This is a genomic window from Geobacillus sp. FSL K6-3411 (assembly GCF_037965715.1).
Lineage (GTDB): Bacteria > Bacillota > Bacilli > Bacillales > Anoxybacillaceae > Geobacillus > Geobacillus thermodenitrificans.
Map to the genome: position 1 here is coordinate 3,209,043 of NZ_CP150187.1, position 24,242 is coordinate 3,233,284.

General features: G+C 46.5%; 25 protein-coding genes and 1 pseudogene. 3 read left to right on the forward strand and 23 right to left on the reverse strand.

Going from position 1 to position 24,242, the window contains the following annotated elements; genetic code table 11:
* Positions 1-68: 68 nt before the first annotated feature.
* The 3 genes from secA to raiA form a co-directional block, all read right to left on the reverse strand.
* Entirely contained in the window at positions 69-2,582 is a 2,514-nt protein-coding gene (secA, locus tag NSQ22_RS16505) for a preprotein translocase subunit SecA (RefSeq protein ID WP_339263870.1), read from the reverse strand.
* A gap of 40 nt (positions 2,583-2,622) precedes the next feature.
* Complete coding sequence (locus NSQ22_RS16510; RefSeq protein WP_081157400.1) at positions 2,623-2,895, reverse strand: hypothetical protein; 273 nt, start codon at positions 2,893-2,895, stop codon at positions 2,623-2,625.
* A gap of 231 nt (positions 2,896-3,126) precedes the next feature.
* The gene (gene raiA / locus NSQ22_RS16515; protein ID WP_008880334.1) at positions 3,127-3,675 is read right to left on the reverse strand and encodes a ribosome-associated translation inhibitor RaiA; all 549 of its coding nucleotides are present in this window, start codon (positions 3,673-3,675) and stop codon (positions 3,127-3,129) included.
* 274 nt (positions 3,676-3,949) lie between these two features.
* Here raiA and NSQ22_RS16520 point away from each other — a divergent pair, with 274 nt between their 5' ends.
* Positions 3,950-4,096 (forward strand): hypothetical protein, encoded by a 147-nt coding sequence (locus NSQ22_RS16520; RefSeq protein ID WP_328191363.1) that lies wholly within the window; start codon positions 3,950-3,952, stop codon positions 4,094-4,096.
* Positions 4,097-4,428: 332 nt separating this feature from the next.
* Here NSQ22_RS16520 and NSQ22_RS16525 read toward each other — a convergent pair whose 3' ends face one another.
* From NSQ22_RS16525 to flaG, 5 genes are all read right to left on the reverse strand, one after another.
* Entirely contained in the window at positions 4,429-4,815 is a 387-nt protein-coding gene (locus NSQ22_RS16525; RefSeq protein WP_008880336.1) for a hypothetical protein, read from the reverse strand.
* Between the two features lie 12 nt (positions 4,816-4,827).
* Entirely contained in the window at positions 4,828-5,181 is a 354-nt protein-coding gene (locus NSQ22_RS16530; protein WP_008880337.1) for a flagellar protein FliT, read from the reverse strand.
* The gene (gene fliS, locus NSQ22_RS16535) at positions 5,181-5,582 is read right to left on the reverse strand and encodes a flagellar export chaperone FliS (protein ID WP_008880338.1); all 402 of its coding nucleotides are present in this window, start codon (positions 5,580-5,582) and stop codon (positions 5,181-5,183) included. Before fliS ends, NSQ22_RS16530 begins: the two co-directional genes overlap by 1 nt.
* 283 nt (positions 5,583-5,865) lie before the next feature.
* Positions 5,866-7,365: a flagellar hook-associated protein 2 gene (locus NSQ22_RS16540; RefSeq protein WP_339263873.1), complete on the reverse strand. Its 1,500-nt coding sequence runs from the start codon at positions 7,363-7,365 to the stop codon at positions 5,866-5,868.
* 15 nt (positions 7,366-7,380) lie between these two features.
* On the reverse strand, positions 7,381-7,737 hold the full coding sequence (gene flaG, locus NSQ22_RS16545) for a flagellar protein FlaG (RefSeq protein WP_339263874.1): 357 nt from the start codon (positions 7,735-7,737) through the stop codon (positions 7,381-7,383).
* Positions 7,738-8,306: 569 nt separating this feature from the next.
* On the opposite strand from flaG, the pseudogene NSQ22_RS16550 reads away from it, so the two are divergent.
* Positions 8,307-8,432, forward strand: a pseudogene (locus NSQ22_RS16550) (ISNCY family transposase); the annotation flags it as partial.
* 231 nt (positions 8,433-8,663) lie between these two features.
* On the opposite strand, the gene NSQ22_RS16555 reads toward NSQ22_RS16550, so the two are convergent.
* The 5 genes from NSQ22_RS16555 to hag form a co-directional block, all read right to left on the reverse strand.
* Complete coding sequence (locus NSQ22_RS16555) at positions 8,664-9,854, reverse strand: ISL3 family transposase (protein WP_008878914.1); 1,191 nt, start codon at positions 9,852-9,854, stop codon at positions 8,664-8,666.
* Positions 9,855-9,931: 77 nt separating this feature from the next.
* On the reverse strand, positions 9,932-11,659 hold the full coding sequence (locus NSQ22_RS16560) for a tetratricopeptide repeat protein (RefSeq protein WP_339263876.1): 1,728 nt from the start codon (positions 11,657-11,659) through the stop codon (positions 9,932-9,934).
* Between the two features lie 55 nt (positions 11,660-11,714).
* Entirely contained in the window at positions 11,715-13,637 is a 1,923-nt protein-coding gene (locus NSQ22_RS16565) for a glycosyltransferase (protein ID WP_339263877.1), read from the reverse strand.
* Positions 13,638-14,699: 1,062 nt separating this feature from the next.
* The gene (locus tag NSQ22_RS16570) at positions 14,700-15,011 is read right to left on the reverse strand and encodes a transposase (RefSeq protein ID WP_339264650.1); all 312 of its coding nucleotides are present in this window, start codon (positions 15,009-15,011) and stop codon (positions 14,700-14,702) included.
* Between the two features lie 124 nt (positions 15,012-15,135).
* On the reverse strand, positions 15,136-15,981 hold the full coding sequence (gene hag / locus NSQ22_RS16575; RefSeq protein ID WP_339263878.1) for a flagellin Hag: 846 nt from the start codon (positions 15,979-15,981) through the stop codon (positions 15,136-15,138).
* Positions 15,982-16,036: 55 nt separating this feature from the next.
* Between hag and NSQ22_RS16580 the strand changes: the two genes are divergently transcribed.
* A complete protein-coding gene (locus tag NSQ22_RS16580; RefSeq protein WP_339263879.1) occupies positions 16,037-16,159 on the forward strand; it encodes a hypothetical protein in 123 nt (40 codons plus the stop codon).
* Positions 16,160-16,170: 11 nt separating this feature from the next.
* On the opposite strand, the gene csrA is transcribed toward NSQ22_RS16580, so the two are convergent.
* From csrA to NSQ22_RS16630, 10 genes are all read right to left on the reverse strand, one after another.
* Entirely contained in the window at positions 16,171-16,410 is a 240-nt protein-coding gene (gene csrA / locus NSQ22_RS16585; RefSeq protein ID WP_339263880.1) for a carbon storage regulator CsrA, read from the reverse strand.
* Between the two features lie 12 nt (positions 16,411-16,422).
* Positions 16,423-16,857, reverse strand: a complete 435-nt coding sequence (fliW, locus tag NSQ22_RS16590; protein ID WP_339263881.1) for a flagellar assembly protein FliW — start codon at positions 16,855-16,857, stop codon at positions 16,423-16,425.
* Positions 16,858-16,877: 20 nt separating this feature from the next.
* On the reverse strand, positions 16,878-17,432 hold the full coding sequence (locus NSQ22_RS16595) for a DUF6470 family protein (protein ID WP_339263882.1): 555 nt from the start codon (positions 17,430-17,432) through the stop codon (positions 16,878-16,880).
* Positions 17,433-17,538: 106 nt separating this feature from the next.
* Entirely contained in the window at positions 17,539-18,432 is an 894-nt protein-coding gene (gene flgL, locus NSQ22_RS16600) for a flagellar hook-associated protein FlgL (protein WP_339263883.1), read from the reverse strand.
* Positions 18,433-18,441: 9 nt separating this feature from the next.
* Positions 18,442-20,028 carry a flagellar hook-associated protein FlgK gene (gene flgK / locus NSQ22_RS16605; RefSeq protein ID WP_339263885.1) on the reverse strand — a complete coding sequence of 529 codons (1,587 nt, stop codon included), beginning with the start codon at positions 20,026-20,028 and terminating at the stop codon, positions 18,442-18,444.
* Between the two features lie 11 nt (positions 20,029-20,039).
* Complete coding sequence (locus tag NSQ22_RS16610) at positions 20,040-20,507, reverse strand: flagellar protein FlgN (protein WP_008880348.1); 468 nt, start codon at positions 20,505-20,507, stop codon at positions 20,040-20,042.
* A gap of 15 nt (positions 20,508-20,522) precedes the next feature.
* The gene (gene flgM / locus NSQ22_RS16615; protein ID WP_099233164.1) at positions 20,523-20,789 is read right to left on the reverse strand and encodes a flagellar biosynthesis anti-sigma factor FlgM; all 267 of its coding nucleotides are present in this window, start codon (positions 20,787-20,789) and stop codon (positions 20,523-20,525) included.
* Between the two features lie 71 nt (positions 20,790-20,860).
* On the reverse strand, positions 20,861-21,283 hold the full coding sequence (locus NSQ22_RS16620) for a TIGR03826 family flagellar region protein (RefSeq protein WP_011888210.1): 423 nt from the start codon (positions 21,281-21,283) through the stop codon (positions 20,861-20,863).
* A gap of 32 nt (positions 21,284-21,315) precedes the next feature.
* A complete protein-coding gene (locus tag NSQ22_RS16625; RefSeq protein WP_008880351.1) occupies positions 21,316-21,753 on the reverse strand; it encodes a YaaR family protein in 438 nt (145 codons plus the stop codon).
* 84 nt (positions 21,754-21,837) lie between these two features.
* Positions 21,838-24,231, reverse strand: coding sequence for a flagellin (locus tag NSQ22_RS16630; RefSeq protein ID WP_339263887.1), 2,394 nt, complete (start codon positions 24,229-24,231; stop codon positions 21,838-21,840).
* Positions 24,232-24,242: the final 11 nt, after the last annotated feature.

The following is a 24,242-nucleotide window of genomic DNA, read 5'->3' on the forward strand; positions in this document are numbered from 1 at the left end:
TCGTATGCGCATCATTTGCGTTTGCCATTCAAAAGAGAGGCGATGCCTCTCTTATTATTTATAAACGGTTATACCGCTCTTCCGCAACAATGTTTATATTTTTTGCCGCTTCCGCACGGGCACGGATCGTTACGCCCGACGCGCACCGCTTTGCGGATCGGTTTTTTCTTCGGTTCTTCACCGTCTTCTTTCGGGTGAACCGCTTCGCCTTTCGCCACTTCCTGGCGTTCGAGGTTATGATGGATTTCCGCCTTCATGATGTACGTCGCGACTTCCTCTTCAATCGCCGCAATCATGTTTTCAAACATCGCATAGCCTTCCATCTGGTATTCACGGAGCGGGTCAACCTGCCCGTAAGCGCGCAAATGGATGCCTTGGCGGAGCTGCTCCATCGCATCGATATGGTTCATCCATTTCATATCGACGGCGCGCAGCACAACAACCCGTTCAAATTCACGCATTTGTTCCGGCGGAATTTGCGTTTCTTTCTCGTCATAGCGCGCTTTCACTTTCGCCCAAATGAGCTCGATCATTTCTTCCGGCTCTTTGCCGCGCAAGTCGCCTTCCGTCACGTCGCCTTCCGGAAGCAAATGGGCGTTGACGTAATCGACGAGCCCTTTCAAATTCCATTCTTCCGGCAAGTCTTCTTTCGGCGTATGGGCGTTGACGACGCGCTCGATAACTGACTGGATCATTTTTTCAATAATGCCGCGCAAATTGTCGGCGTCAAGCACTTCAAAGCGCTGGCGGTAAATGATTTCCCGCTGTTCGCGCAAGACGTCGTCGTATTGGAGCAGCTGCTTGCGGGCGTCAAAGTTGTTGCCTTCCACCCGTTTTTGCGCCGACTCGACCGCTTTGGTCACCATTTTGCTTTGAATCGGCTGCGAGTCATCCATCCCGAGACGGTCCATCATCGCCATTAAGCTTTCCGAGCCGAAGCGACGCATCAGCTCATCTTCAAGCGACAAGTAAAACTGCGACACCCCTGGGTCGCCTTGGCGCCCTGAGCGGCCGCGCAGCTGGTTGTCAATCCGCCGGCTTTCATGCCGCTCCGTGCCGATGACGGCGAGCCCGCCGAGCTCTTTTACCCCTTCGCCAAGCTTAATATCCGTCCCGCGCCCGGCCATGTTCGTCGCGATCGTCACTGCGCCTTTTTGCCCGGCCTGGGCGATAATTTCCGCCTCTTTCGCATGGTTTTTCGCGTTTAAGACGTTATGCGGAATGCCGCGTTTTTTCAACATCTCCGACAGCAGCTCGGACGTCTCGATCGCCACCGTGCCGACAAGCACCGGCTGCCCTTTCGCATGGCGGGCGGCAATATCCTCAACAACCGCGCGGAACTTCCCTTCCATCGTCCGGTAAATCAAGTCCGGGCGGTCTTCGCGGATGACCGGGCGGTTCGTCGGAATGACGACGACGCGCATGTTGTAAATGTTGCGGAACTCTTCTTCTTCCGTTTTCGCCGTCCCAGTCATCCCTGCCAACTTTTCATACATGCGGAAATAGTTTTGGAACGTAATCGTGGCGAGCGTCATCGACTCGTTTTGAATCTCCAAGCCTTCCTTCGCCTCGATCGCCTGATGGAGCCCGTCGCTGTAGCGGCGGCCGTGCATGAGGCGCCCGGTGAACGGGTCGACGATGACCACTTTGCCATCCTGCACGACATAGTCAACATCGCGCTGCATCGTCACATGCGCCCGCAACGCCAGCTGAATATGGTGGTTGAGCGTGACGTGTTTCAAATCGAACAAGTTGTCGATGCCAAACGCCCGCTCGGCTTTATTCATCCCTTCCTCGGTCAGCTGAACGCTTTTCGCTTTTTCATCATACGTATAGTCGACATCTTTGCGGAGCGTACGCACGAACGCGTTCGCCTGCACATACAGCTTCGTCGACTTTTGCGCCGTCCCGGAAATGATGAGCGGTGTCCGCGCCTCATCGATCAAAATCGAGTCGACCTCGTCGACAACGGCAAAATAAAGCGGGCGCTGCACGATATGTTCTTTATACAGCACCATGTTGTCGCGCAAATAGTCAAAGCCGAACTCGTTGTTCGTCCCGTACGTAATGTCGGCGTTGTACGCCGCCTGCTTCTCTTCGCGCGACATGCCGCTTAAGTTCAACCCGACAGTCAACCCTAAAAACTCGTACAGCTGGCCCATTTCTTTCGCGTCGCGCGATGCCAAATATTCGTTGACGGTCACCACATGCACCCCGCGCCCGGTCAACGCGTTTAAGTAGACCGGCATCGTCGCCGTCAACGTTTTCCCTTCCCCGGTTTTCATTTCGGCGATGTCGCCTTCGTGCAGGACAACACCGCCCATAATTTGCACTTTATATGGGTACAAGCCGAGAACACGCTTCGCCCCTTCACGCACAACAGCGAACGCTTCCACAAGCAGATCATCCAGCGATTCACCTTGCTGGTAGCGGGCTTTAAACTCCTCGGTCTTTTGCCGCAACTGTTCATCCGACAACCGCGCCATCTCCGGCCCGAGCGCATCGACTTGATCAGCGATTTTCTCAAGCCGTGCCAACTGGCGCTTGTTCGGGTCAAATACCTTTTTTAAGACTCCAAGCATAGGAAACGCTCCTTATTTTTTCAATGGACTTACTTATTAATCATATCACTTGAGAGGGTACAGTGACAACCATCGCGCAGGCGTAAAAGGATGCGGCTTGTCCACGGAGCAGCCATACCTTGGTCTGCAGTTGTTCGATCGCTGTTGGTATAGTGCCTTTCATGGATTGTATGAAGCCGCATTTGCCCATCTCCCCTAGCTGTATCCCACTCGCTGAAACGACTCCTTCACTTCTGTTTATTTCAGCTTCCCCACGATCCAACCGTTCCTTTACTTCCCCCATTTCCCGCTCAAGGCGGGCCACTCCTTTCATCCGTGCAGCCTGCAAACACCTTGACGCGAGCAGTCAACGAGGCCATGGCCCGTTCCTTTTTGCCAAACGGTCGTCAACCTGCACAAAGCGCTAACGAACGTCGTCTGGAAAAGCGAAATCCATTTTTTCATCTGCCGAACGTTAACCAATATTTCCCTAAACATTCTCCCCGTATCATGAGAAACATCCCCTGCCCAACAAGCAGGGGATGCGTCTTATCAACAACCGATGTCAGTTTGCCTCAATCAATCCGTATCGTCCGTCTTTGCGGCGGTAGACGATGTTTGTCCGATTCGTTTCGGCGTTCGTAAAGATAAAGAAGTTGTGCCCTAACAAATTCATCTGCAAAATCGCTTCTTCGCTGTCCATCGGCTTTAAGCTGAAATGTTTCGTGCGCACGATTTCAAATTCCTCGTCGTTCTCCGCCGCAGCAGCGCCGTTTGGCACAGGAGCCGCCAACTTCACTCCTTTCTCACGGTCGCGCAGCTTCCGATTGACTTTCGTTTTATGCTTGCGGATTTGCCGCTCCAATTTATCGGTTACTAAGTCAATGGCCGCATACATATCGTCGTGGCGCTCCTCCGCGCGCAACAATAGATGCGGAATCGGAATGGTCACCTCGATTTTTCCTTGTCCATCGTTGTAGACTTTCAAGTTAACGTTTACATGAACGTGATCGGTGTCATCAAAGTACCGCTCCAGTTTCCCGATTTTTTTCTCCACATACTCGCGCAAAGCTGGCGTTACTTCGATGTTTTCCCCACGAATGTTATACATCATTGCTGACCACTCCTTATTTTCAAACTATAGATCCCTACACTTTTTAATTACCCACTAACCCCCGACTTCAATCAAAAATATTTGCGAAGATTTTGTGAAAATCATAGAAAAATATAGTCATAGAGATACATTTTCCCTTATGACGTTGGACATATGTAGTTTGTAAACAAATGGGAAAGGTCCATATTTCCCAAAAGCAGCAACGTGCAGCTCTCGCGCGGCGTACGGCTGACCAACGACGACATTCGTTCTCTTTGGCAAAGGGGTTCAATACATGTATATCGATGGCAAGCAAATATATGACATCCGTCCGCTGATTAGCCTGATTTTACGCCAGCAGTTGGTGTGTATACGACATGATGACCACCCTCGTCAGGCAAAAATGCTGCTTCGTCTCGTTTCTTCGCTCGGTGAAGAGTAATGAAAATTGGATAAGGAAAAAGGACAGTCCGTGCTGTCCTTTTCCATACTCCCAACCTGAACACCGGTACACCAAAAGAAACAGCCACGGCAAGTTACCCACCGTTGCCAAACAATCCACATCAGCCCTCTGCCAATCATTCGCTCCCTATCGCGTTGCGCCGTAAGTTCCACCGTTCGTTTGTGATTTCGACATCCAACAAACGACTGACATATGACAGGACTCCTCTCCTGCGTTCGAAGAGGCTGATGGTTGGCTGCATCTTCACCCCAACTTCCAGCCCCATCCTCACCAATGGGATCGCACGCCTCTCCTGTCACACGCTCCGTTTCTCATTGAACAACATACCGACGCAAGCCGCTCTCCACCGCGATCTTCCACGCCTGAAACGCCGGCGACAACCGTCCGCATATAATCCGTTTTTTCGCCGCCGCATCGGCAAACTGCCCATCAAGCGCCGCTGCCGCTTCGAGCACATCTGCAAACCGTTCGATATGACCGACGAAATCACTCTCATCAGCGAACAGCTGGCATAAGTAAACGTTCGTCTCGCCGATTTTCCCAAGCGCCAACAAAATATCCGCCAGCACCATATCCGCATGCATCCGCCGCGGGTCGGAAAAACTCGCCTCCACATAATCAAGTCCTTCTTCGACCGTCTCGAGCAGCGCCGCGTATTGGCGGATGATATTTAGCGCCGTGCTTGTCAATTCCACCATCCTGAATCCCACCTATCGTCGCTTATCATAAAACATCCCGTCAAAGGAAAGCGGCTGCTCGTATGGGTGAACGTAGTGAGCATTCGCCTGCCGCTTCGCCCCTGCCATCCGCAAATCACTACGAATCTCATCGCGCACTTGACGAAGCCGCGCCTCAATCTCCTGATTCCAAGCGACGATCTCGCGGCCAAGCTGTTGCTCTTCCTCACTGTATGGCGGCCGTAGCTTGTGAAGCAGCCCCTCGCGTCGCCGAAGCAGCTCATCGACCTGCGACAGCCGCGTCTCGCGCTCCTCAGCTGGCCACGGCAGCGCCGTCGCTTCAAGCAGCTGTTTCGTCACCACCCAAACATCGTGCACTACGCCCATTACGCCTGTCCGCCTTCCGCGTATTGCCGTTGCCGATTCAACTGAATCACTTGCTTCCACGTATCGCGAAACTCCGTGACATACCCTTCCACTTCGTCCAAAATCGCCGCATCATGTTTCACATTCGCCTCGATCAGGCGGCGGTAGATGTAGTCATACATGGTCATCATCGATTTCGCGACCTCATACTCCATCTTCAATGTCTTCATCAGTTCCAAAATGATGTTTTGCGCTTTAATCAAGTTCTCATTGCGCGCCGCCACATCGCCCGTCTCGATCGCCTGGCGCGCGAGTTTGATAAACTTCAAGCAGCCGTTATACAACATGAGCGTCAACTCACCGGGCGATGCCGTCTGCACGGCATTCGTTTGATATTGTTGATACGGGTTGTTCATTGCCATCACCTTCACTCCTTCTCGATCATCACAAAATGCGAGATTCCCTATAAAATTAAACAAGCAACGATTGTTAACGCGTTCTGTCCCGAAAAAACGGCCTTCACCATATATACTAGACAAGCAATATAGTGTTCTAGAAAAACGATTGTAGGCATTGCAAGGGTCTTCATCACCGTAAGTCATGCACGTTATGAAAAAATCAAAAAACGCTGAAGCCAGCCCCTGCTCATCATTCACCACTCAACTGGGCGCGCCTGATCTAATCAAACGGCCGTCCAATCCACTATCACCCTTGCATGCCGCCGAAGAAGGCGTTCATTAAATACATGCTTTGCTGATTGGCGCGCTGAATCGCCTCTTCCATCGCCATAAATTGTCGGTAGTAGCGGTCTTCGATCAGTTTCAGACGGTCTTCAAACCGGTCCATTTGATTATTGATTTGAATCAACTCACGCCCGATCGCAAACTGCTGGTTCGTCCAAAGCGCCTTCCCGGCCTTTTGCTCAATCTTCCCGATCGTTTCTTTAATCGTATCACGCAAACGGCGGGCAATGCCTTTTTCCGCGTCCGTCGTGCCGTTTTGGTTAAAGAGCTGATACACCGCTTCCGGGTTTTCTTTAATCTTCTCCCGCAGCTTCGTCTCGTCAATGATCAATTTCCCGCCATCGAGATAGTTCGACGACGTTGTAATGCCGAGCTGGGCCAGCTGCGAAAGCCCGCTCGGGATGTTCGCTCCTTCCACTTTCGTATACAAATCCATCCGCATTTGGCTAAGGGCGCTTGATAAAATCGAATCGCCGCGAAGCATCCCGCTTCGCGCTTTTTCTTCCCACAGCTCAATTTGCTTTTCCGTCATCGCTTCTTTTTGCTCGTCAGTGAGCGGTGGATAGCTCCGGTAGCGCTCCTCTTTCAGCTCGGCGTTGATTTTGGCGATCACTTCATTGTATTTATCGACAAACCCTTTAATCACGTTCACCATCGCATCGACATCGGTCTCCACCGACACCGTCGCCGTCCCCGTCCCTTTGACCGTATACGTCACACCATTAATCGTGAACGTGTTCGATGAACGGCTAGACTTTAAGCCGTTAATCGTCACTTGCGCATCCTGTCCTTCGGTTTTTCCAGTGAGCTCCTGCTCTGCCGCTGCTCCTGTAAACCCCAGCTTTTCTGCGAAAAAGTTAGCCGTCTCTTCGTCATCCAGCACCAAACTGGCCTGCGCTCCTGTCTCTTTCTTCATAATCGAAATCCGTCCGGTTTGTTCATCGTAAAACGCGCTGACGCCAAGGTTGGCATTGCTGTTCAGTTGGGCGATCAATCCGTCCAACGTTGTTCCTTGTTTCACCGTCAATTCCACTGTGTTCGTGCTGCCATCGCCGTTCGTCACTTTGATCGTCAGCGTCGTATCAGCATCAACGGAAAAATCGTCCTTGCGCACACTCACATTGGATAACCAAACGGCTGACGTTGCCACCTGATCAACTTGAATCGTCGTCGCCACATTCGCCGCGCTGGCGCTTGCTGTCGCTGTCACGACCGCTTCATTCGAGCTCGAGATGGTTTTTTTGAGCATGCTGCTTTGGAGGGTGATGTTGCTGAACAAGTAGTCATCCAACCCTTGCAACAGCGTGTTCATCGCCCGGTAATCATCGCGCTGCCACTCAAGCAGCTGCTTTTTTTGATACAGCTTATCCAGCGGCATCCGCTCCGCTCTCATCAAATCTTTGACGATTTGGTCAATATCCATTCCGCTCGCCAAACCGCTAATGCGCAAATTCCCTGCCACGTTTCTTCACCACCATTAAATTTTTCGATCCACCAGCAACCCGACAAACTCCATCATCGCTGCATACGTATCCAGCAGCTTCTTCGGCGGAATTTCGCGGATCACCTCATGCGTCTTTTCATCGATCACTTGCACGTAGTACTCATTCAACTCCTTATGCAGCTCGAACCGGATCGATGTATGGCTTGGCTGCAACAACTCATTCAAGCCATTGACGACGTTCTCCAACTCATCGTTCGAAAACAGATGCGAAGGAGAAGAAGCCTCTCCTTCTTGCGGCCGTGCTGCCGAAACCTCAACGTTTGCGTTCACCTGTTCGCCTCGCATCAATGCATACGGAAGAAAAGAAGAAGACACCCGTTCAATCGTCATACGGTTCCGCTCCTTTGCTTTGGACGCTTTCTATCGTTTATATCGGATGAAACATAGGGAGTGTGAAGGGGGAACGTAAATGACAAAAGAAAAAAGATTATGAAGCGAGACAAGTCACTAAAAGCGAAAACTCTTTTCCCTGTGCATGATCGGTGAGAGAACAAATATAGGAAATACGATTATCCAACTGTTTATACCTTTGGTCACTTGATCGACTGCCTAAAAGAAGGGGGGATTTAGTGGGTCATGCAGTTCCGTCGTACATTTTCTCTATTTGAGAAACCTCATGCCCCCAAGATCGGTAGTCACTAGACAAACAAAATGCCTCTCATCCCTTGATACAAAAGGGATCGGAGGCATTTAGACAAAATTCGGGCATGTATCTAGGCGCGAGGAGGGATGCCTAGAATCTCCGAATAAGTCTCCAGACCTAGAACTACGAACAATTGCGTTTGTTTGGCTGTCAGTTCAGCCCATTGATACAGGTCTTTTGAAAAAATACCCAAGCAAAGGATGCTCGCATTCGTCTTTTACCTTTTGGGAAGTGGCTGTTTGGTCTCCACAGCACCATCGAACGAGTATTTAACCAATGAAAGATGAATGGGTTGGAACAACCTCGGTGGTACGGGCTTCATCGCTATCTATTACATGTGCAATTATGCATACTCATCCATAATTTTGAGTTTTTACTCTAGTTTTGCAACACCATCTTTTTTAATGAACAACAAAATTCTTTTGGGTCTTCACCATTTTCTGTGATTTCTACTCAATCCTAGAGACATGTTAGCTGGATGAAATAGGTTCATCAGTCAGGATCCTTCTTCCGCATACAGACCACGAAGTTGGTAGAATGGAAACAGTCAAGTGCTTTCCTTGACGAGTTCCATTCTACCAACTATCATACCGATAGCGGAAGAAGGGAGTGCTTAGGCAGCCTGACTACCTGTAGTGTTCCCTGTACACTCCAGAAATACACGCAAACGAAACCGTTCTAGATTTCGATAGCCATATGCCCGGCGTTTGATGTTTTTGATCTTGTGATTCGTCCCCTCGATTCGGGCGTTCGTATATGGGCACAAAAAGTAGGAAAGAATAGGCTCTTTCCACCTTTCAAGCGTGTTGGCTGCTTCCTGAAAAGAAGCAAAAGGGCTCTGTTTGGCTAACTTAATCCATTCTTCCAAGCGTTCCTTTGCTTCGTTATATCCATCGGTTCGGTAAAAATCCCGAAACAACTCTTTCAGATAATAAGCAATGGAAAGTACCGGATACTCCTCCAAGATATCGTCTAATCGAAGCCGTTGGTCCTTACGAAGCTTTTCACAGCCTTTTAAGAGAAGATATCGAGCCTTTTTCAATGGAGAAAATTCCTTTCTTGCTTGATCCAAGGCTTGTGTCACTTTTTGAACCACATGGTACTTATCGATGACAATCGAAGCAGATGGAAACAGGGCGCGAACCGCCTTATGATAAGGTTCCCACATGTCAAGAATCACCGTTTGGACCATTTCTTTCGACAGGCCATTTTGGCTCAACAAGTTGATGGCGGAGTCACATTGGCGATCGGCATGCATTCCCATGACCGATCCGGCTCTGGCATCCATCAATACGGTTTCATACTGATGTCCCTTTTTTACAGCGATTTCATCTAAACTAAGCACCATTCCTTCTGGAGAAGAGACCTCCGTCGCTGTTTGACGCTCTTTTGCTTTTTTCGATGCGATGGAGTAATAAATGCGTTCCAATGTTGTATATGGAATACGGTGCTTTCGGCTAACCTCTTGAATGGTGGAGCCTTCGCAAAGTTCATACAAGTACTCACAAAATCGATTGGTGTAGTGTTGATTGGGTGGAATCGATTCCAAAGAGGCGGAAAACACTTGGGAACAATTCCAGCACCGATAGCGCTTTACCTTTACGAACAAGTACACCGGTTGATGGAAAATCGCCAAATCCCGTACTTTTCTTGTCCGTCTGTCGTGGACAGAGGAAGTAGCAAACCCACAATGAGGGCAACGTTCCTGTGTCTCTGTTTTCTCTACATGAATCGCATAACCATAGGAAAGAAGTTCGTGTTTAATAACTTTAAATTCTGGCAATCCTAGTGATATAGAAAGCACTTACGAGACCTCCCTAATGTTTATTTCACCGCTAACATTATTGCCAGGATCTCGTCAGTGCTTTCTCTTTTTTGTCACTAAATCACAAAATTTGGTGATGAACCATTCTTTTTTATCTTTTCAATTATCACATTTAACTCTGTAGCAAATTTTTGATCAGTCGTATATTTCAACGCTTCTTCATAATAATATAACGCTTCATTGAATAAACCTTTCCGTTCGTAAATATATCCTAGATTATACAAAACATCTACATTAGTCTTATCTATTCTTCTAGCTCTTTTAAGAGTAATTTCAGCATCTTCTAGTTTATTCTCTGCAATCTCAATAATAGACTTCATGGTGCACATTTCCGCATCAACATTTAATAAATCAGAATTAGAATTGATTATTTGTTTTGCCTGTTCAATGTTACCGAGATCAAGGAGACGGCTTAAAGTATCTTTTACGTCCTTTAAAATTAAATCTTTTTTTATTTTCATTTGATGCATAGATAATACTTTATCAAATATTGAGGCTAGTTGACGTGTTAACTCTCTTCTTTCAAATCGTCGTATATCGCTGGTTATGGGTAAATTGAGTGGTTCATTATTAGCCCATTTTCTATATAACTTGAAAATTGCATTTTCTATTGCTAAGATATCATGAAACTCTACGTTGTACCCTCTATTATTTTTTTTAATGAGTTTATCTACCAATCCATCAGGTGGAGAAAGCGAAATAATAGGTTTTCCCAATCTTAAATATTCAAATACCTTACCAGTATACACTGACTTGCATTTATTGCCCGGCCCAACTATTAATAAGAGTACATCAGCAGTAGCAGCCTTTGTTAAGCTCTCACTATGATTTAAATACTCTTCAAATTTTACTATGTCATCTATTCCTAAATCTTTTACATATTCTTCCCATTGTTTTTTATCTTCTACCGCTCCTATAAATTGTACCTGAATTTTTCCTCTAGGTATTAGATTGGTTTTGATCAAGTTGTATAAGGCTCTCAAAAATGTATCAGGAGTCCTTATAGAATACAGTAAACCATTGTGAATGATAGTAAACCTCTCATTCTTCCTTGCCAATTTGTCTATTTTAATCTCTTGAAAATCTTCCTCGTCATAACCATTGGTCACTGTAAACACTTTTTCTTTTGGTAGATCAAATAATGATACATAATTATCGCTAGCCAAAGGCGTTGTTGTAATAATACTATCCGCAAAGTTAACAATCGATTCTTCCATTTCACGATGAACTTTATAAATCAAAGAATTTTTATCGATATCATTCAAATACGCATTATTAGTCCATTCATCCCTAAAGTCCGCTACCCATGGCTTGTTAAATCTTCTTTTTAAATAATAACCAACAACATGATCCGAATAAGGACCAGATGTTGTATAAACGAGATCAACCTTATTTATATCGATTAAGCTATCTATTTGTTCGATTACATTATTTGCCCAAGCAATACAAGAATCCGGAATTAGTGATGCCTTTTCATTACTCATTAGGTTAAGATAATCATCCAAAATAGTTTTATCTTTAACTAAATCATCATAGAGCTTCGTAATATTTTGAAGCTGATTCAATGTTAGAGAATGCTGTTCATTGATCCTAATAACCCTCACATCTTCAGGAATTTCCTCTATCATCGTATAGTCAATTTGAGGAAAATTAAGTTGTCCCGTTGTTACAACTATTGGTTTCCAATCAAAATTTCTTAAGTATTTTATAAATTTCAGTGTACGTTGAACCCCTGATCCACCAAGAGGTGGAAAAATATAAGAAATAAACAACGCACTTTTCATTTGTTTGCACCCTCACCGCATTTTTTACCATGATATAAAAAATCATTTAAACCATTTATACTATTAAAGATTTTAAGGTATTACTGTCGGGAAATGCTTGAAGTGCGATACGTTCGACGTAATCTTTCAACGAATCGTTGGAGTGTAAGGTAAGTATTTCTAAGCCTTCTTGAAAAATTCTATAATCATTTATTTTCTGCTGGATGGCTAGCAATACAAATTGCAAAGCTTCATCCAGAGCATTCCTATCCCGAAATGCCCTTATCATATTTACAAAACATTCTGCATCGCAGTCCTTAATATTGACTTCCTGATAAAACGCTGTTCCTATTTCTACGAAACCATATTGATAAAATAAATGTCCCAATTTCAGATAGATATCTGAATCAAAACAGAATTTATACTGGTTTAACAAACTTATTAATTTGTCAATTAAATCTAGTTGATTAAATGTTATGCACTTTTCAACTAAATATAAAAACAAAGAAGTATCAACTCTTTCCTCTACATCTTTATTATTCATCATTTCAATCAAATAAGTTAGGTTGAAATGAGAAATAATCATTTCGATAATTCTCTTGCTCAAACAGTTTTCTAACCGATAATATAAAATAATAAAATCGGCAATATCAAAAATTTGCAAATTTAATCCATTAAGCAAGATTACCGAGTCAACTCTACTTTCCTGATAAAATTGTTCATATCCCCCCTTGATTATATCTAATTTTAAACTTACTAGATGTTGAATCAAATCATCGTCTTGAAAATAGCTCCCAACAAATAAGCTAGACAACGTTACAAATCCTTTATTTAATAACATAACTAAAAGGTGTCTCAACAAATTAGTTCCATTTTCCGAAATAATATGATTAGAAAGAAAAGAGAATATTTCTTCTTCAGAGTGAAATTTTTTCAAGATATCAATTATTCCAATAGTCGCCTCAAGACAATACTTATTGTAACTCAGAGCAGTAATATAGTACTTAACCGCCTTTTCATAATCTCCTTTTAAATTGTAGATATATCCTAATCTCTTGAATGGAAAATAATCTGCAAAATCTGGACTCTTTATTACATCACTAAATCTTTCACCGTTTTCAATAATAAATTCGAATACTTCTCTTGCATCATCATAACGATGTTGGTTTAAAAATATATGTCCCTTATAGTATGTAAAATCAACTGCATGATTATATATATTCTCTGCATCATAAATAATAGACAATGCATCGTTGTACCTTTCCATGGAGATCAAACATTCCACCATATTGCAAAGACAAACAGGCACCCAAGCTTGCCAAAAGTCTTTTTTCTTTTTATAAGCATTCACATAAGCATTTAACGCTTCTTCTAGTTTTCCAAGTGATTTATATTGATTTCCCATGTTAAATAAATCAAAAGCCTCGCTTATTTTTTGTTCCAACTCTTGTTGAAGCAGTTTTTGATTTCGACTATGTTTATTTTTATCTTTGATAACCTTAGTCAAATAACCTGAATGATATACAATCAGCGAAGAAAGACCAATTTTAACTTCTTTATTTTCTCTATCCTCTAATTGTTCATGAATGGATCGAAAAAAGTGTATATTCCCATTATTCCTATATAATCTCGCATGTCGGTGCTGAACAATATTCTCACCATATTGCCCAATAAAGTTTATTATATTTACACTATATATATCATACTGACCGTTATTGCTCCTTAACTCTCGGATTGTTTGCTTTAAGTTCTCTTTATCGACATACTCATCAGCATCCAACACAAGAATCCATTCTCCACTCGCAAACGATGCTGCATAATTCCTCGCTTCTGCAAAATTATGATTCCATTTATAATCGTACACTTTATTAGTATATTCTTTTACAATTTGTTTCGTATTATCAGTCGAACCTGTATCTACAACAATAATCTCATCTACAATCCCTGATACAGAATCTAAGCACCTTCTAATTGTTTTCTCTTCGTCTTTTACAATCATACATAACGATATAAAAGGCTTCATTGGTTATCTCACCCCATTTTATACATCCATTGTCATCTTCCTATAAGCAATATCTATAAAATAATCCATGAACAAGTTTTGCTTTTCGTTTGGATATGAAAACAGCAACTCATGGTACTCGTAACATTTTCATAGAAGACTAAATCAATCCTGATCTTGTCTTGTTATACCCTCGATACAGCACATATCTGATCTTATTACATCTTGCAGATTCATATGAATAAAAGAATACTTTCTAAAAAACACCAATATTCATCACACCTAGTGTTACTTCTCCGATGCTTTCCCAACAACCATTGTCAGGGATGCAAAAAATTATTTATTTCTTAAAAGCACCAAAGAACAACTTGTATCAGTTAGCTTATCATTCCAATATTGCTAGACAATACCTGCTATATTTATAAATTTTCTCCCTCTAGCTGTTGATGACAATTAATATTTGTAGTGTTTGGCAATTAAGGTTATGCATAAATTTTTGCATAATTAACGCTTTACATAGAGTGGCGGGCATGATAGGCTACTTTGCCTTGCAAAGTCCTAATAATAAGTGTGGCTTGCCCTCTTTGCAAGAAATCATGCCTGCAGAGAGGCCATGTCAAGCGATCATAGATACGAATAATTATTCAAAACATCAAATGCATTTAATTTCAATTTAATACATTTTTTAGTTTACAAAAACAGCTCATCATACCACAATGACATGCGGCCTTTTTAACAAGTTTCGACGACACCTTAGCGAATATCGTGAATCCACTAGTAAGTAAATAAGCAGTATACATCAAAGAAAACATCTTGATCTCAAATTTTTTATGTTTTTCTCTATTAAAATCAAATACTTTTATATGTAAATACAAAAATTTATTAGCATTCTCGAAAAAGTCTCTGATAAGCGCTTATTTACAGTTATAAATTACTAAAAATGATAATATTGCAAAACTAGAGTAAAAACGCAAAATGATGGATGAGTATGCATAATTGCACATGTAATAGATAGCGATGAAGCCCGTACCACCGAGGTTGTTCCAACCCATTCATCTTTCATTGGTTAAATACTCGTTCGATGGTGCTACGGAGACCAAACAGCCACTTCCCAAATCGAGTGTTCAAGAAGACGGGGATCCCCCAGCCATAGGCATCGTTTCGTTCCTCGCTATTGCGTCGGTTAATCGGGAACACGAAAAAGATGTCCCATTGCTCGGCCGTTTTACGGATCTGTTCACTGTCATAGGCGGCATCCCCAAGTGCAAACTCGATGCCCCATCCTTGCAAAGACGAAAGCAGTTCCGGTGCCACTGCTGCGTCATTTCGATTGGCCCGTCGGAAATAGCCAAACTGGTGGAGGATGTTCACCAACTGCCGTAAAGAATCCATTGCGAAGTAGGTTTTCAAAAAGAAACATGTGAGCTAAGTAAGATTGAAGCAGTAAACATTTTTATAGGGCAAACCCATAACATAGGTTTGCCCGTCAAATAGATTATCGTAATAATTGAAGTATTGCCTGAGGTTGTTGATTTGCTTGAGCCAGCATCGCTTGAGAAGCCTGCATGAGAATATTGTTTTTCGTAAACTCCATCATTTCTTTTGCCATGTCTACATCGCGTATGCGAGATTCCGCAGCGGTTAGGTTTTCAGCAGATGTTCCTAAGTTATTGATTGTATGTTCTAAACGATTTTGATACGCCCCTAATTTTGCCCGTTCATCAGATACTTTTTGAATTGCATTATCAATACTTACAATAACTGCCGAAAAGTCAGCACTTGGAGTGCTAATATCTAAACCCGTTGCTGTTTCATCACCATCAGCAGAAACCCCTAAAGCTTTGGCAGTCATTGCATTGATTTTCAATTCAATGACTTGTCCCTGATTCGCTCCCACTTGGAAACTTAAAGCAGTTGTCGAAAAATCACCTTTTAACAAGTCTTTTGTGTTAAACTGTGTGTTGTTAGCAATACGATTAATTTCTTTTGCCAACTGATCCATTTCATCTTGCAATGCTTTACGGTCCTTATCATTATTCGTATCGTTCGCAGCTTGTACCGCCAACTCTCGCATACGTTGAAGGATCGAGTGTGTTTCGTTTAAAGCTCCTTCCGCTGTTTGGATCAACGAAATCGCATCTTGAGAGTTTTTCGAAGCCATTTCCAGCCCGCGAATTTGCCCCCGCATTTTTTCAGAGATCGCCAAACCCGCCGCATCGTCGCCCGCACGGTTAATGCGCAGACCAGAAGACAGTTTTTCCATGTTTTTCGCTGCCTGCGTATTGTTGAACGTTAGTTGACGATACGTGTTCAACGCTGAAATGTTGTGATTGATTCGCATGACTTCTTCCTCCTTGAACTGATTTTTTCCACGTCCTTGTGGAACGCGCTGGCACATGGCGAAAGTCGGCCGCCTTTCGCTATATGCCACGCTCATTGTTTATATCGGCTCGTTTTTTGAAAGTTTAATAGGAAACGAGAAAAAATTTTTCGGTTGGACGAAAAAAAGCGCCATTTAGGCGCTTGGGGATTATGATCGTTTCCATTGATTCAGCTTGGCGGTCAGTGCGGCGAGCGACGCGTCAGACGCTTCGGAGGCGGCGCTGTTTTCCGCTTGAATGGCGAGGTACACTTCTTTGCGGTGGATGTCGATGTGCTTCGGTGCATTGATGCCGAGCTTCACTTGGTCGCCTTGGATGGCGAGGACGGTGATTTCGATGTCATCGCCGATTTGAATCGCTTCTTTCAGTTTGCGCGTTAGGACAAGCATCGGGCCGCCTCCTTATTTCGCCACTTTTTCTGGGAAGAGGCGATGTTTCGTTCGGTACGTGGTGTTCGTTAAAATGACTTGCTTGCCGAGTCGTTTGCAGACATGGATAACCACAGGCGCCTGCAAGTTGGCGGTCGTATGGTCAAACGGATCGGCGACGGTAAGGATGACATACACCGCGATGTCGCGTTCGCTTTCGATCTCAAGCTGTTCGACGGTTGTCTCGTCGAGTTCAAATTCGTACGACGGAAAGTACGAGAACGGCTCGATCAACACAAACCCGAGCGCGGGCGTGTCGACCGACTGCAAGATGACAAACGGCGCGTCGGCAAGCGGGAGAAGGACGAACCGCTTCTCGTTTGCGAATCCGGGCAGGCCGTGGGGGAAGCAGATGATGTCTTCTTCCTTCACCGCCACGGTTCCATGGTATTTGGTGTCGATGTTCATGAATCGTTCCTCCTGCTTTGTCAAATGACGACGTCAATGTGAAGCGACGGGCGTTGGGCGAGATCGATTCGAACCGCTCCCCGCTGGTAGCGGATGATCGGCTCATGTCGTTTCACATCGATACGCGGCGGTTGGATGCGCCAATCGATGTCAAGCCGCCCAGGTTCGTAGCCAATCTTGACGCTGAACGGCGGCGGAACGAAGGCGATATTGAACTCAAGTGGCGGGGCTTCACTGTTTACGACGGCTTGGTCGACGATCGGGTTACCGCCATTTTCAATGCGCATCAGCTCATCACCTTGGCTGGCGGTGCGGGCGATATAGTTGAGCACGGCTTGCCGACCATCTTCGGCGCCATCCCGAATGAACTCAAACACATGCTTATTGTTCATCGCCGCCCATGCCCGTGACTGGTCGATCGTCAAGCGCGCAGGAACAGAAGCGATGTTCATCTCTGCAGGCGGCTGTTCAATCGTCAGCTCGGCGGGCGGTTGGGTGATGTCAAGCCGCGCGGGTGTCGTCGAAATCGCCAACCTCGCATACGTCGCTTCCATCCTCAGTTGTGGGACACGCATGTCTTTCCTCCTTTCGAAGGTTGGATGGACACCACCGCGCGAAAAGAAACAGTGACCGCTAGGCTTGGGCGTGAAAAACTAGACGACCCATCAACGAAACGCTAGCTTAGCGCAAAAAGTCAACCAGCGTCGGCTGAATGATGCGCGCGCCGACCGCCAACGCGGCGCGGTGGACGCTTTCTTGCGTTTTCAAGTCAATGATGACTTTCTCAAGATCAACGTCTTCGTTGTCCGACAATATTTTTTCCGCGATTACTTGTTGTCCATCGACGCGGTCTTCCATCAGCTCGATCCGGTTCATGCGCGCGCCAAGTTCAGCGCGGACGCCAAGCAAATGGGTCAAATGGTTGTCGAGCTTGTCCAAATAGCCCGTCAATTCATCCCCTGTCGTACTCGCATTTTCCAAAGAAGCAGCCAGCTCCTGCAAGTCGGAAAACAATCCGTTGCCCGCCCCAAACGCCGTGCTAGGCGGAATGTTGACGGGAATGTAAACGCCTTTGGCCAACTCGATGTTCAACTGTTGGTCATTCGTTGACACGGTGATCGTCCCGTCCGCGTTCACCGTGACGGGCGGTTCGGTCGTTTGGGCGCCGTTAAAAATATATTTGTCGCCGACTTTCGTATTGGCGATCGTCACTAAATGTTCAGTCAACTGCTTAATTTCTTGCGAGATCGCTTGGCGCTGTGTTTCTTCATACGTGTCGTTGCTTGCCTGAACGATGAGTTCGCGAATGCGCTGCAACGCCTGCGTCGCTTTATCGAGCGCCGCATCGGAGTTTTCGACCCAGTTATACGCTTCCGAGAAATTACGTTTAAACTGCTCGACTTCGGCCAAATTCGAGCGATAGGCGATCCCTTTCATCGCTACGACTGGATCGTCGGACGGGCGGGTGATTTTTTTGCCCGTCGACAATTGGGTTTGATATTGATCTAACTTTTCGTAGCTGCGGGTGATTTGTTTCAACATATTATTCGCTAACATGCTTTGTGTAATGCGCATCCTCTTCACCTACCTTCCGACCACACCCATACCGTTGATAATTTTATCAAGCATCTCGTCAATCGCGGTAATTTGGCGCGCCGCAGCGTTATAGGCGTGCTGGAATTTGATCATGTTCATCATCTCTTCATCAAGCGACACCGCGCTTACCGATTGTCGCCTTTCTTCCACCGACTGGCGCAACGTTTCGCTATTACTTTTCATCCGATTCGCCTGCTCGCCAGCGACGCCAAGCTGCCCAATCCAGCCTTGGTAGTTCGTTTCAATCGTGCCTGAGGTAAGCGGCAATCCGAGCGAGGCAAGATCCACCGAGATCCCATCTTGCAGCGAAACGGTTGTGTTGGATAAAAGCAAGCTGCGGACGTTGGCGAGATTGATGGCGTTGTTGCCGTTTCCTGACTCCTTGTCTCTCGTCGCCGCGGCGATGTTGTCCAAATCATCGATATCCGAGGCAAGCGCAATTGTTTTCGCCGCACCGTTCACTTGGTCAAGTCCGGAAAAAAACGCAAGCCCCTTGTTTCCGTTCAATCCATAGCCTTGTTCGTGGACAGCGTTAAACAACGTGCCAAACGTATAAGCGAGTTTGTCCAAATTGGCGAGCATCTCCGGATACAGTCCTTTCACGTTCCCGTTGGCCCCGTTTTCGTAGTATCCATATCCTTCGATCAGCCCGCGCAACTTACCGTTCGGAAGAGTGGAAAACGACACGGCCGTTCCGCCAATGTCAAGTGCTCCAACACCTGTATCAGGCGGCATTTCCTTTACACCATCACCATCCACGTCACTGCCATCCGGGAAGGAAATAGACGAAGCTGTACGTCCTTGGACGAGATACACTTTTTCATTGCCGTTGAGGATATATACATCATACATCCCTTCCGCCGCTGGCAAGGCGTTGCCACCAACGGGGTGTTTCTCGACTTGAATATCGATGAACTTCGAGAGCTCGTCAACCAACCGATCGCGCTCGTCATATAAGTCGTTCGGCAAATAGCCGTTCGGCTCGATTTCGGCGATTTGTGCGTTTAATTTGCTGATTTGGTCCAGAATAGAATTGATCTTCGTCACCGTCACCCCGATTTGCGTGCCGATGTCCGTACGGATTTGCGTCAGTGAATTCGATAAATAATGGAACGTCTCGACGACGGCAAGACCGCGCTGGCGGACGACAGAGCGCGCCCCTTCGTTTTCCGGGTGGGTGCTCAAGTCTTGGAGGGCTTGCCAAAACTGGTCCATCGTTTTCGCGAGTCCGCTGTCGGACGGTTCGTTCATAATGTCTTCCATTTTCGCCACCGCGTCGGCGCGTGCTTCCCAGTAGCCGAGCTTACTGTTTTCGCCGCGGTATTGGATGTCCAAAAAGTATTCACGCACCCGTTCGACCGATGCCGCCTCCACCCCTGTCCCCATTTGCCCCGGGATGTTCGGGCGATTGAGCCCAGGCGTTGGGAACGGCGTTGTCGCCTCGAGTTGAACACGCTGGCGTGTGTATCCTTCCGTATTGGCATTGGCAATATTATGTCCTGTCGTATACAACGCCGCTTGCTGGGCCATCATGGCGCGCCGAGCGGCTTCTAGTCCGTGGAATGTCGAGAGCATCGTTCTCCCCCTCACGCTTTCGATTCAAACAGCGGGCGGTCTGGCGATGGCGCGTACTCTTGTGTGCGGCTGTAAGTGGACGGGGTTGGGGCGAATGTCTCGCTCATGGCCGTAACGAACTGGAGCGACTGCTCAATGAGCTGGCGGTTTAACTCATTGGCCTCGGACAACGCGTTGACCGCCGCCCTCAGCCGATCTCCGCACTCGCGCAACTGTTGGCGCTCTTCCCCGTTCGCCATCGCTTGGCATGCGGCGATCGTCACCGTCTCGTCACCAAGCCTCTCCTTCAGCCAGCGCCGCCGCCGTTCTTCGAGTTGACGAATGGCAAAAAGATGCTTTTGTTCATCGGCAAGAAGTGCCGATAGTGCCTCAATGTCGTTTTTCTTCAACACTTCCGTTTTCCGCCGCGCTAGCACTAACAAGCTTTCATGCAGCTCGGCATGTGTCCGCAATAGATGAATGAGTTCGGCAAATGTCATCACGAACCGCTTCCTTTATCGGTGATTTCGGTAATAGTCGATCATCCGTTTCGCGACCACCTTCGGGTCGACCGTATACGTACCGTTTTCGATTTGTTGACGTAGCTCATCAAGTTTCGCCTGCCGCGCCTGTTCCCAGCTTGCCGCTTCTTGCAGCTCCTTCGCTTCTTTCGAAATTTCCACTTGGTCTCCAGACGCCTTCCTTGCCGCTAACCGCTCGGTTTTGGTCAGTTGGCGTTGATACGGATTGACGTTCATCGGACCAATATGGTGGATTTTCATCGCGTTCACCTCGCTTGACCGGCGCTGTTCATATCGTGCTATCGTTTATATCGGAACGTTGGTGAAAATGTTTAGTTCTTTTTATTTTTATCTTCTTGTTCTTGAATGTAATAAGTGATGTAGCGCGAACGGGCATTCTGGTCTTTTCTCTCCTCCATTTGGCGTAAATCTTTCTGCAGCTTGCCTAAACAGTTGGCGCACAGCCGTCCCTCACGAATCATCGTCCCGCACGATTCGCAAGGATAGGTCAGATTCGGGAAGCGAACGAGCTGCAGCCGTCCTTCGCGAATCCATTTCGTAATGAGCTTTTCTGCCACTCCTGTCGCCTCGACGATTTGCGCCATCGTTGCCGTTCGGTTTTCCCGTTTGCGCAAAAACGTGTAGACACGTTCGAACTGTCGTTCTTCCTCTTGATAACATGATTCACAAACGTCACGAGTCGACATTCTAACAAACAACCGCCCGCACTTGGTGCAGTTCGCTAATTCCGCCACCGTTTTCCCCTCCCGATTGCCCAATCAAACGGTTACGTATAAATATTAATAATGAGCCCTTGAATCTCGCCGACAAGCCGTAGAATGTCCAACCCTTTTTGTTCTTTTTTCAACACTTCGTTCGTTAATTCAATCAGCTTTTGGTCAACCTCTTTAACAAGTTTATAGATGCGTGCCCGTCCGCCACGGCTGAATCCGCGCTGTTCTTCCAGCTGGAGGCCGTTTTTCACGGCGTCATCCAAAAAGGATCGAACGAGCTGCTTATATTTGCGCAAATCTTCAACGGTCCGCGATTCAGCAAGCTTTTTCCCTTGTTCTTCGATTTGTCGGACTTGCTCGTTGATCCGCTCCCATAGGCCATCCCGGCGCGTCTTCGCCATCACCTCAGTAAATGACACCGATTCCATCGCCGTGTTGTCCTTGCGGCTGACGTTCGCGATACTGGCGCGCGTTACTTTTTGCACTTCCATTGCCTTTCACCTCTTGTTATGACCATTATCGCACAATCATAGCAAAAGGGCGAGGCGTTATTGCCCCGCCCACTGCGGACTCAATTAGCTTTTTAGCAGCTGCAAAATCCCTTGCGGCAGCTGGTTCGATTGCGCGAGCATCGCCTGCGCCGCTTGCGTCAAAATGTTGTTTTTCGTAAACTCCGCCATCTCCATCGCCATATCCGTATCACGGATGCGGGATTCAGATGAGGTCAAGTTTTCTTCCGCTGTTTTCAAGTTATTGATCGTGTGCTCAAGGCGATTTTGGACGGCACCTAAGCTCGAACGTTGCTCTGATACCCGAGAGATTGCGTAATCGTAGACTTTTACGGCCGATGTCGCTTTTTCATGCGTCGTGACGTCGAGGGCATATTCGGTCACGCCGTCATTGTTGACGCCAGCCGTGTTCGTATAGTAGGCGGTGACGGTCTCCCCTAAATGGTTTGTAAATGAAACCGTTCCACCGGCGCTGTTGCCGGAAAGTTTTAACGCGAGCGCACGCATATCGTCAATACCAACACTGAGCATTTGTCCTTCATTCGCGCCGATTTGAATTTTCAGCGACTGGTCGTTCGTCCCTCCTGTGATCGTAAAGGAAGCTTCACCATTCGTTAGCGCACCGATATTCATCGTCAGATCGCCGTTTTGGAAACGCAATGTCGTATTCGGGGCGATATTGTTCAACGTCTCAACCTCAACGCCGTTCGTGCTTAACGTTGCTTTTGTCGCAATGGTTGCCCCTACTGTAAACGTCCGTGTTCCTGCTGACAATGTGTCAGTCGTAAACGAAACGCCTGTGCCGCTGCCAAACGAATACACGCCGTTATTGTCAACGACGAGCATCGGTACGCCGGACAGTGCGTTTCCCACGTCATCAACCAGCGTGGCTGTATACGATGACGTCGTGCCAACGTCAATCTGCACGGTCGTATCCCCTGTCGTATAATCAGTGATATTGTCGGCTGTATCAACGAAAATGCCGCCATTTAAGGTCAGATTGTCACCTGCATTAAACGTCGTGAACGTCGCTCCATCGGTCGAGTATGAAAGCATACTCTGTATGCCGAACGTTGCTGTTCGATTGATGTTCGTGCTGGCATATCCGTTATGATTGATTGTGTAGCTAATCCCATCCGAACCGTTAATGGTCACATTGCCAGCCGTCCCATCTGTCGGAGTGATGACAGCCGTTCCGATTTGCGTGCCATTTTTCTTTAAAGACAGCGCAATATCAATATCAAATTCATTGTATTTTCCGTTTTCACTTGCTGCCGCTAGTGTTCCGTTGATACCGGAAATCGTCGTAAAGGAAACACCAAGTTTGTTGCCAGATAAATCATAAAACTCGTAGTTTTGTTGGTTATTATCTAAGATGACCGCTTGGGATAAATCATTCCCGTTTTTATCTTGCAAAGTTACCGTGAACTGGCCGGATCCTGGTGACGTTTCTGTATAGACGAGCCGGAAATCTTCACCTTTTAGTGAAAATTTGCTAGAGTCAATATTGACATTCGTAATATATAGACCATTGGCCGTCCCGTTTTGCACACCAGAAGCTTGGGACTTTGTTTCTATCACAAACGTATCATTTGGATCTAGATCTGCAGAGGCCGAAACTTGCACTCCTGTCAGACCCGTGCCACCTGATTGGAAGTTGTTCACAGTATTCGTGCGACGGATCACGAGATTCACTGTTCCATCGCTTAACGGGGAGTTCGGCGCGATCGATACCGTATCAATGGCCGGCGACGATCCCGGATTGTTTGTAATAACTTTCACATCTTGCTGTTCGATTTTCACCCCGTATGTATTACCGACCGTCAAGTTTGATGTTGCATCCAGTGTGATTTGTTGCACCCCGCCGGCAGCTGGTCCTGTGCTTTGTATTGACTTCGTAGCAACATCTTCGATTTTCACTTTATAATTTCCAGCCACCATCGTGCTTTCCGGGTCCAGCTTCAGGCTCGCTCCATCGATTGTTGTGCCGCCTGCTGAAAAGCTACCTTGAGCAATTTGCACACTTCTCGCTTGGCTGGAAACGGACTCATTGAGCAATTTTTTCGTATTGTATTCGGTGGAGTTGGCAATCCGGTTAATTTCAGATGTCAACTGATTGATTTCCTTTTGAATCGCTTCTCGGTCTTCAGACGTATTCGTATCATTCGCCGCCTGCACAGCCAGCTCGCGCATCCGCTGCAGGATGCTGTGGACTTCGTTTAACGCCCCTTCCGCCGTTTGGATGAGCGAAATCGCATCGAGCGCGTTCCGTTCCGCCATTTGCAGGCCGCGAATTTGCGAGCGCATTTTTTCCGAAATGGCAAGCCCCGCTGCGTCGTCAGCCGCACGGTTGATGCGCAAACCAGAGGAGAGGCGCTCCAAGTTTTTCGAAATGCTCGATTGATTGGCCGCCAAGTTGCGGTAGGCGTTGAGTGCTTGAATGTTATGATTGATTCTCATAGACATTCGCT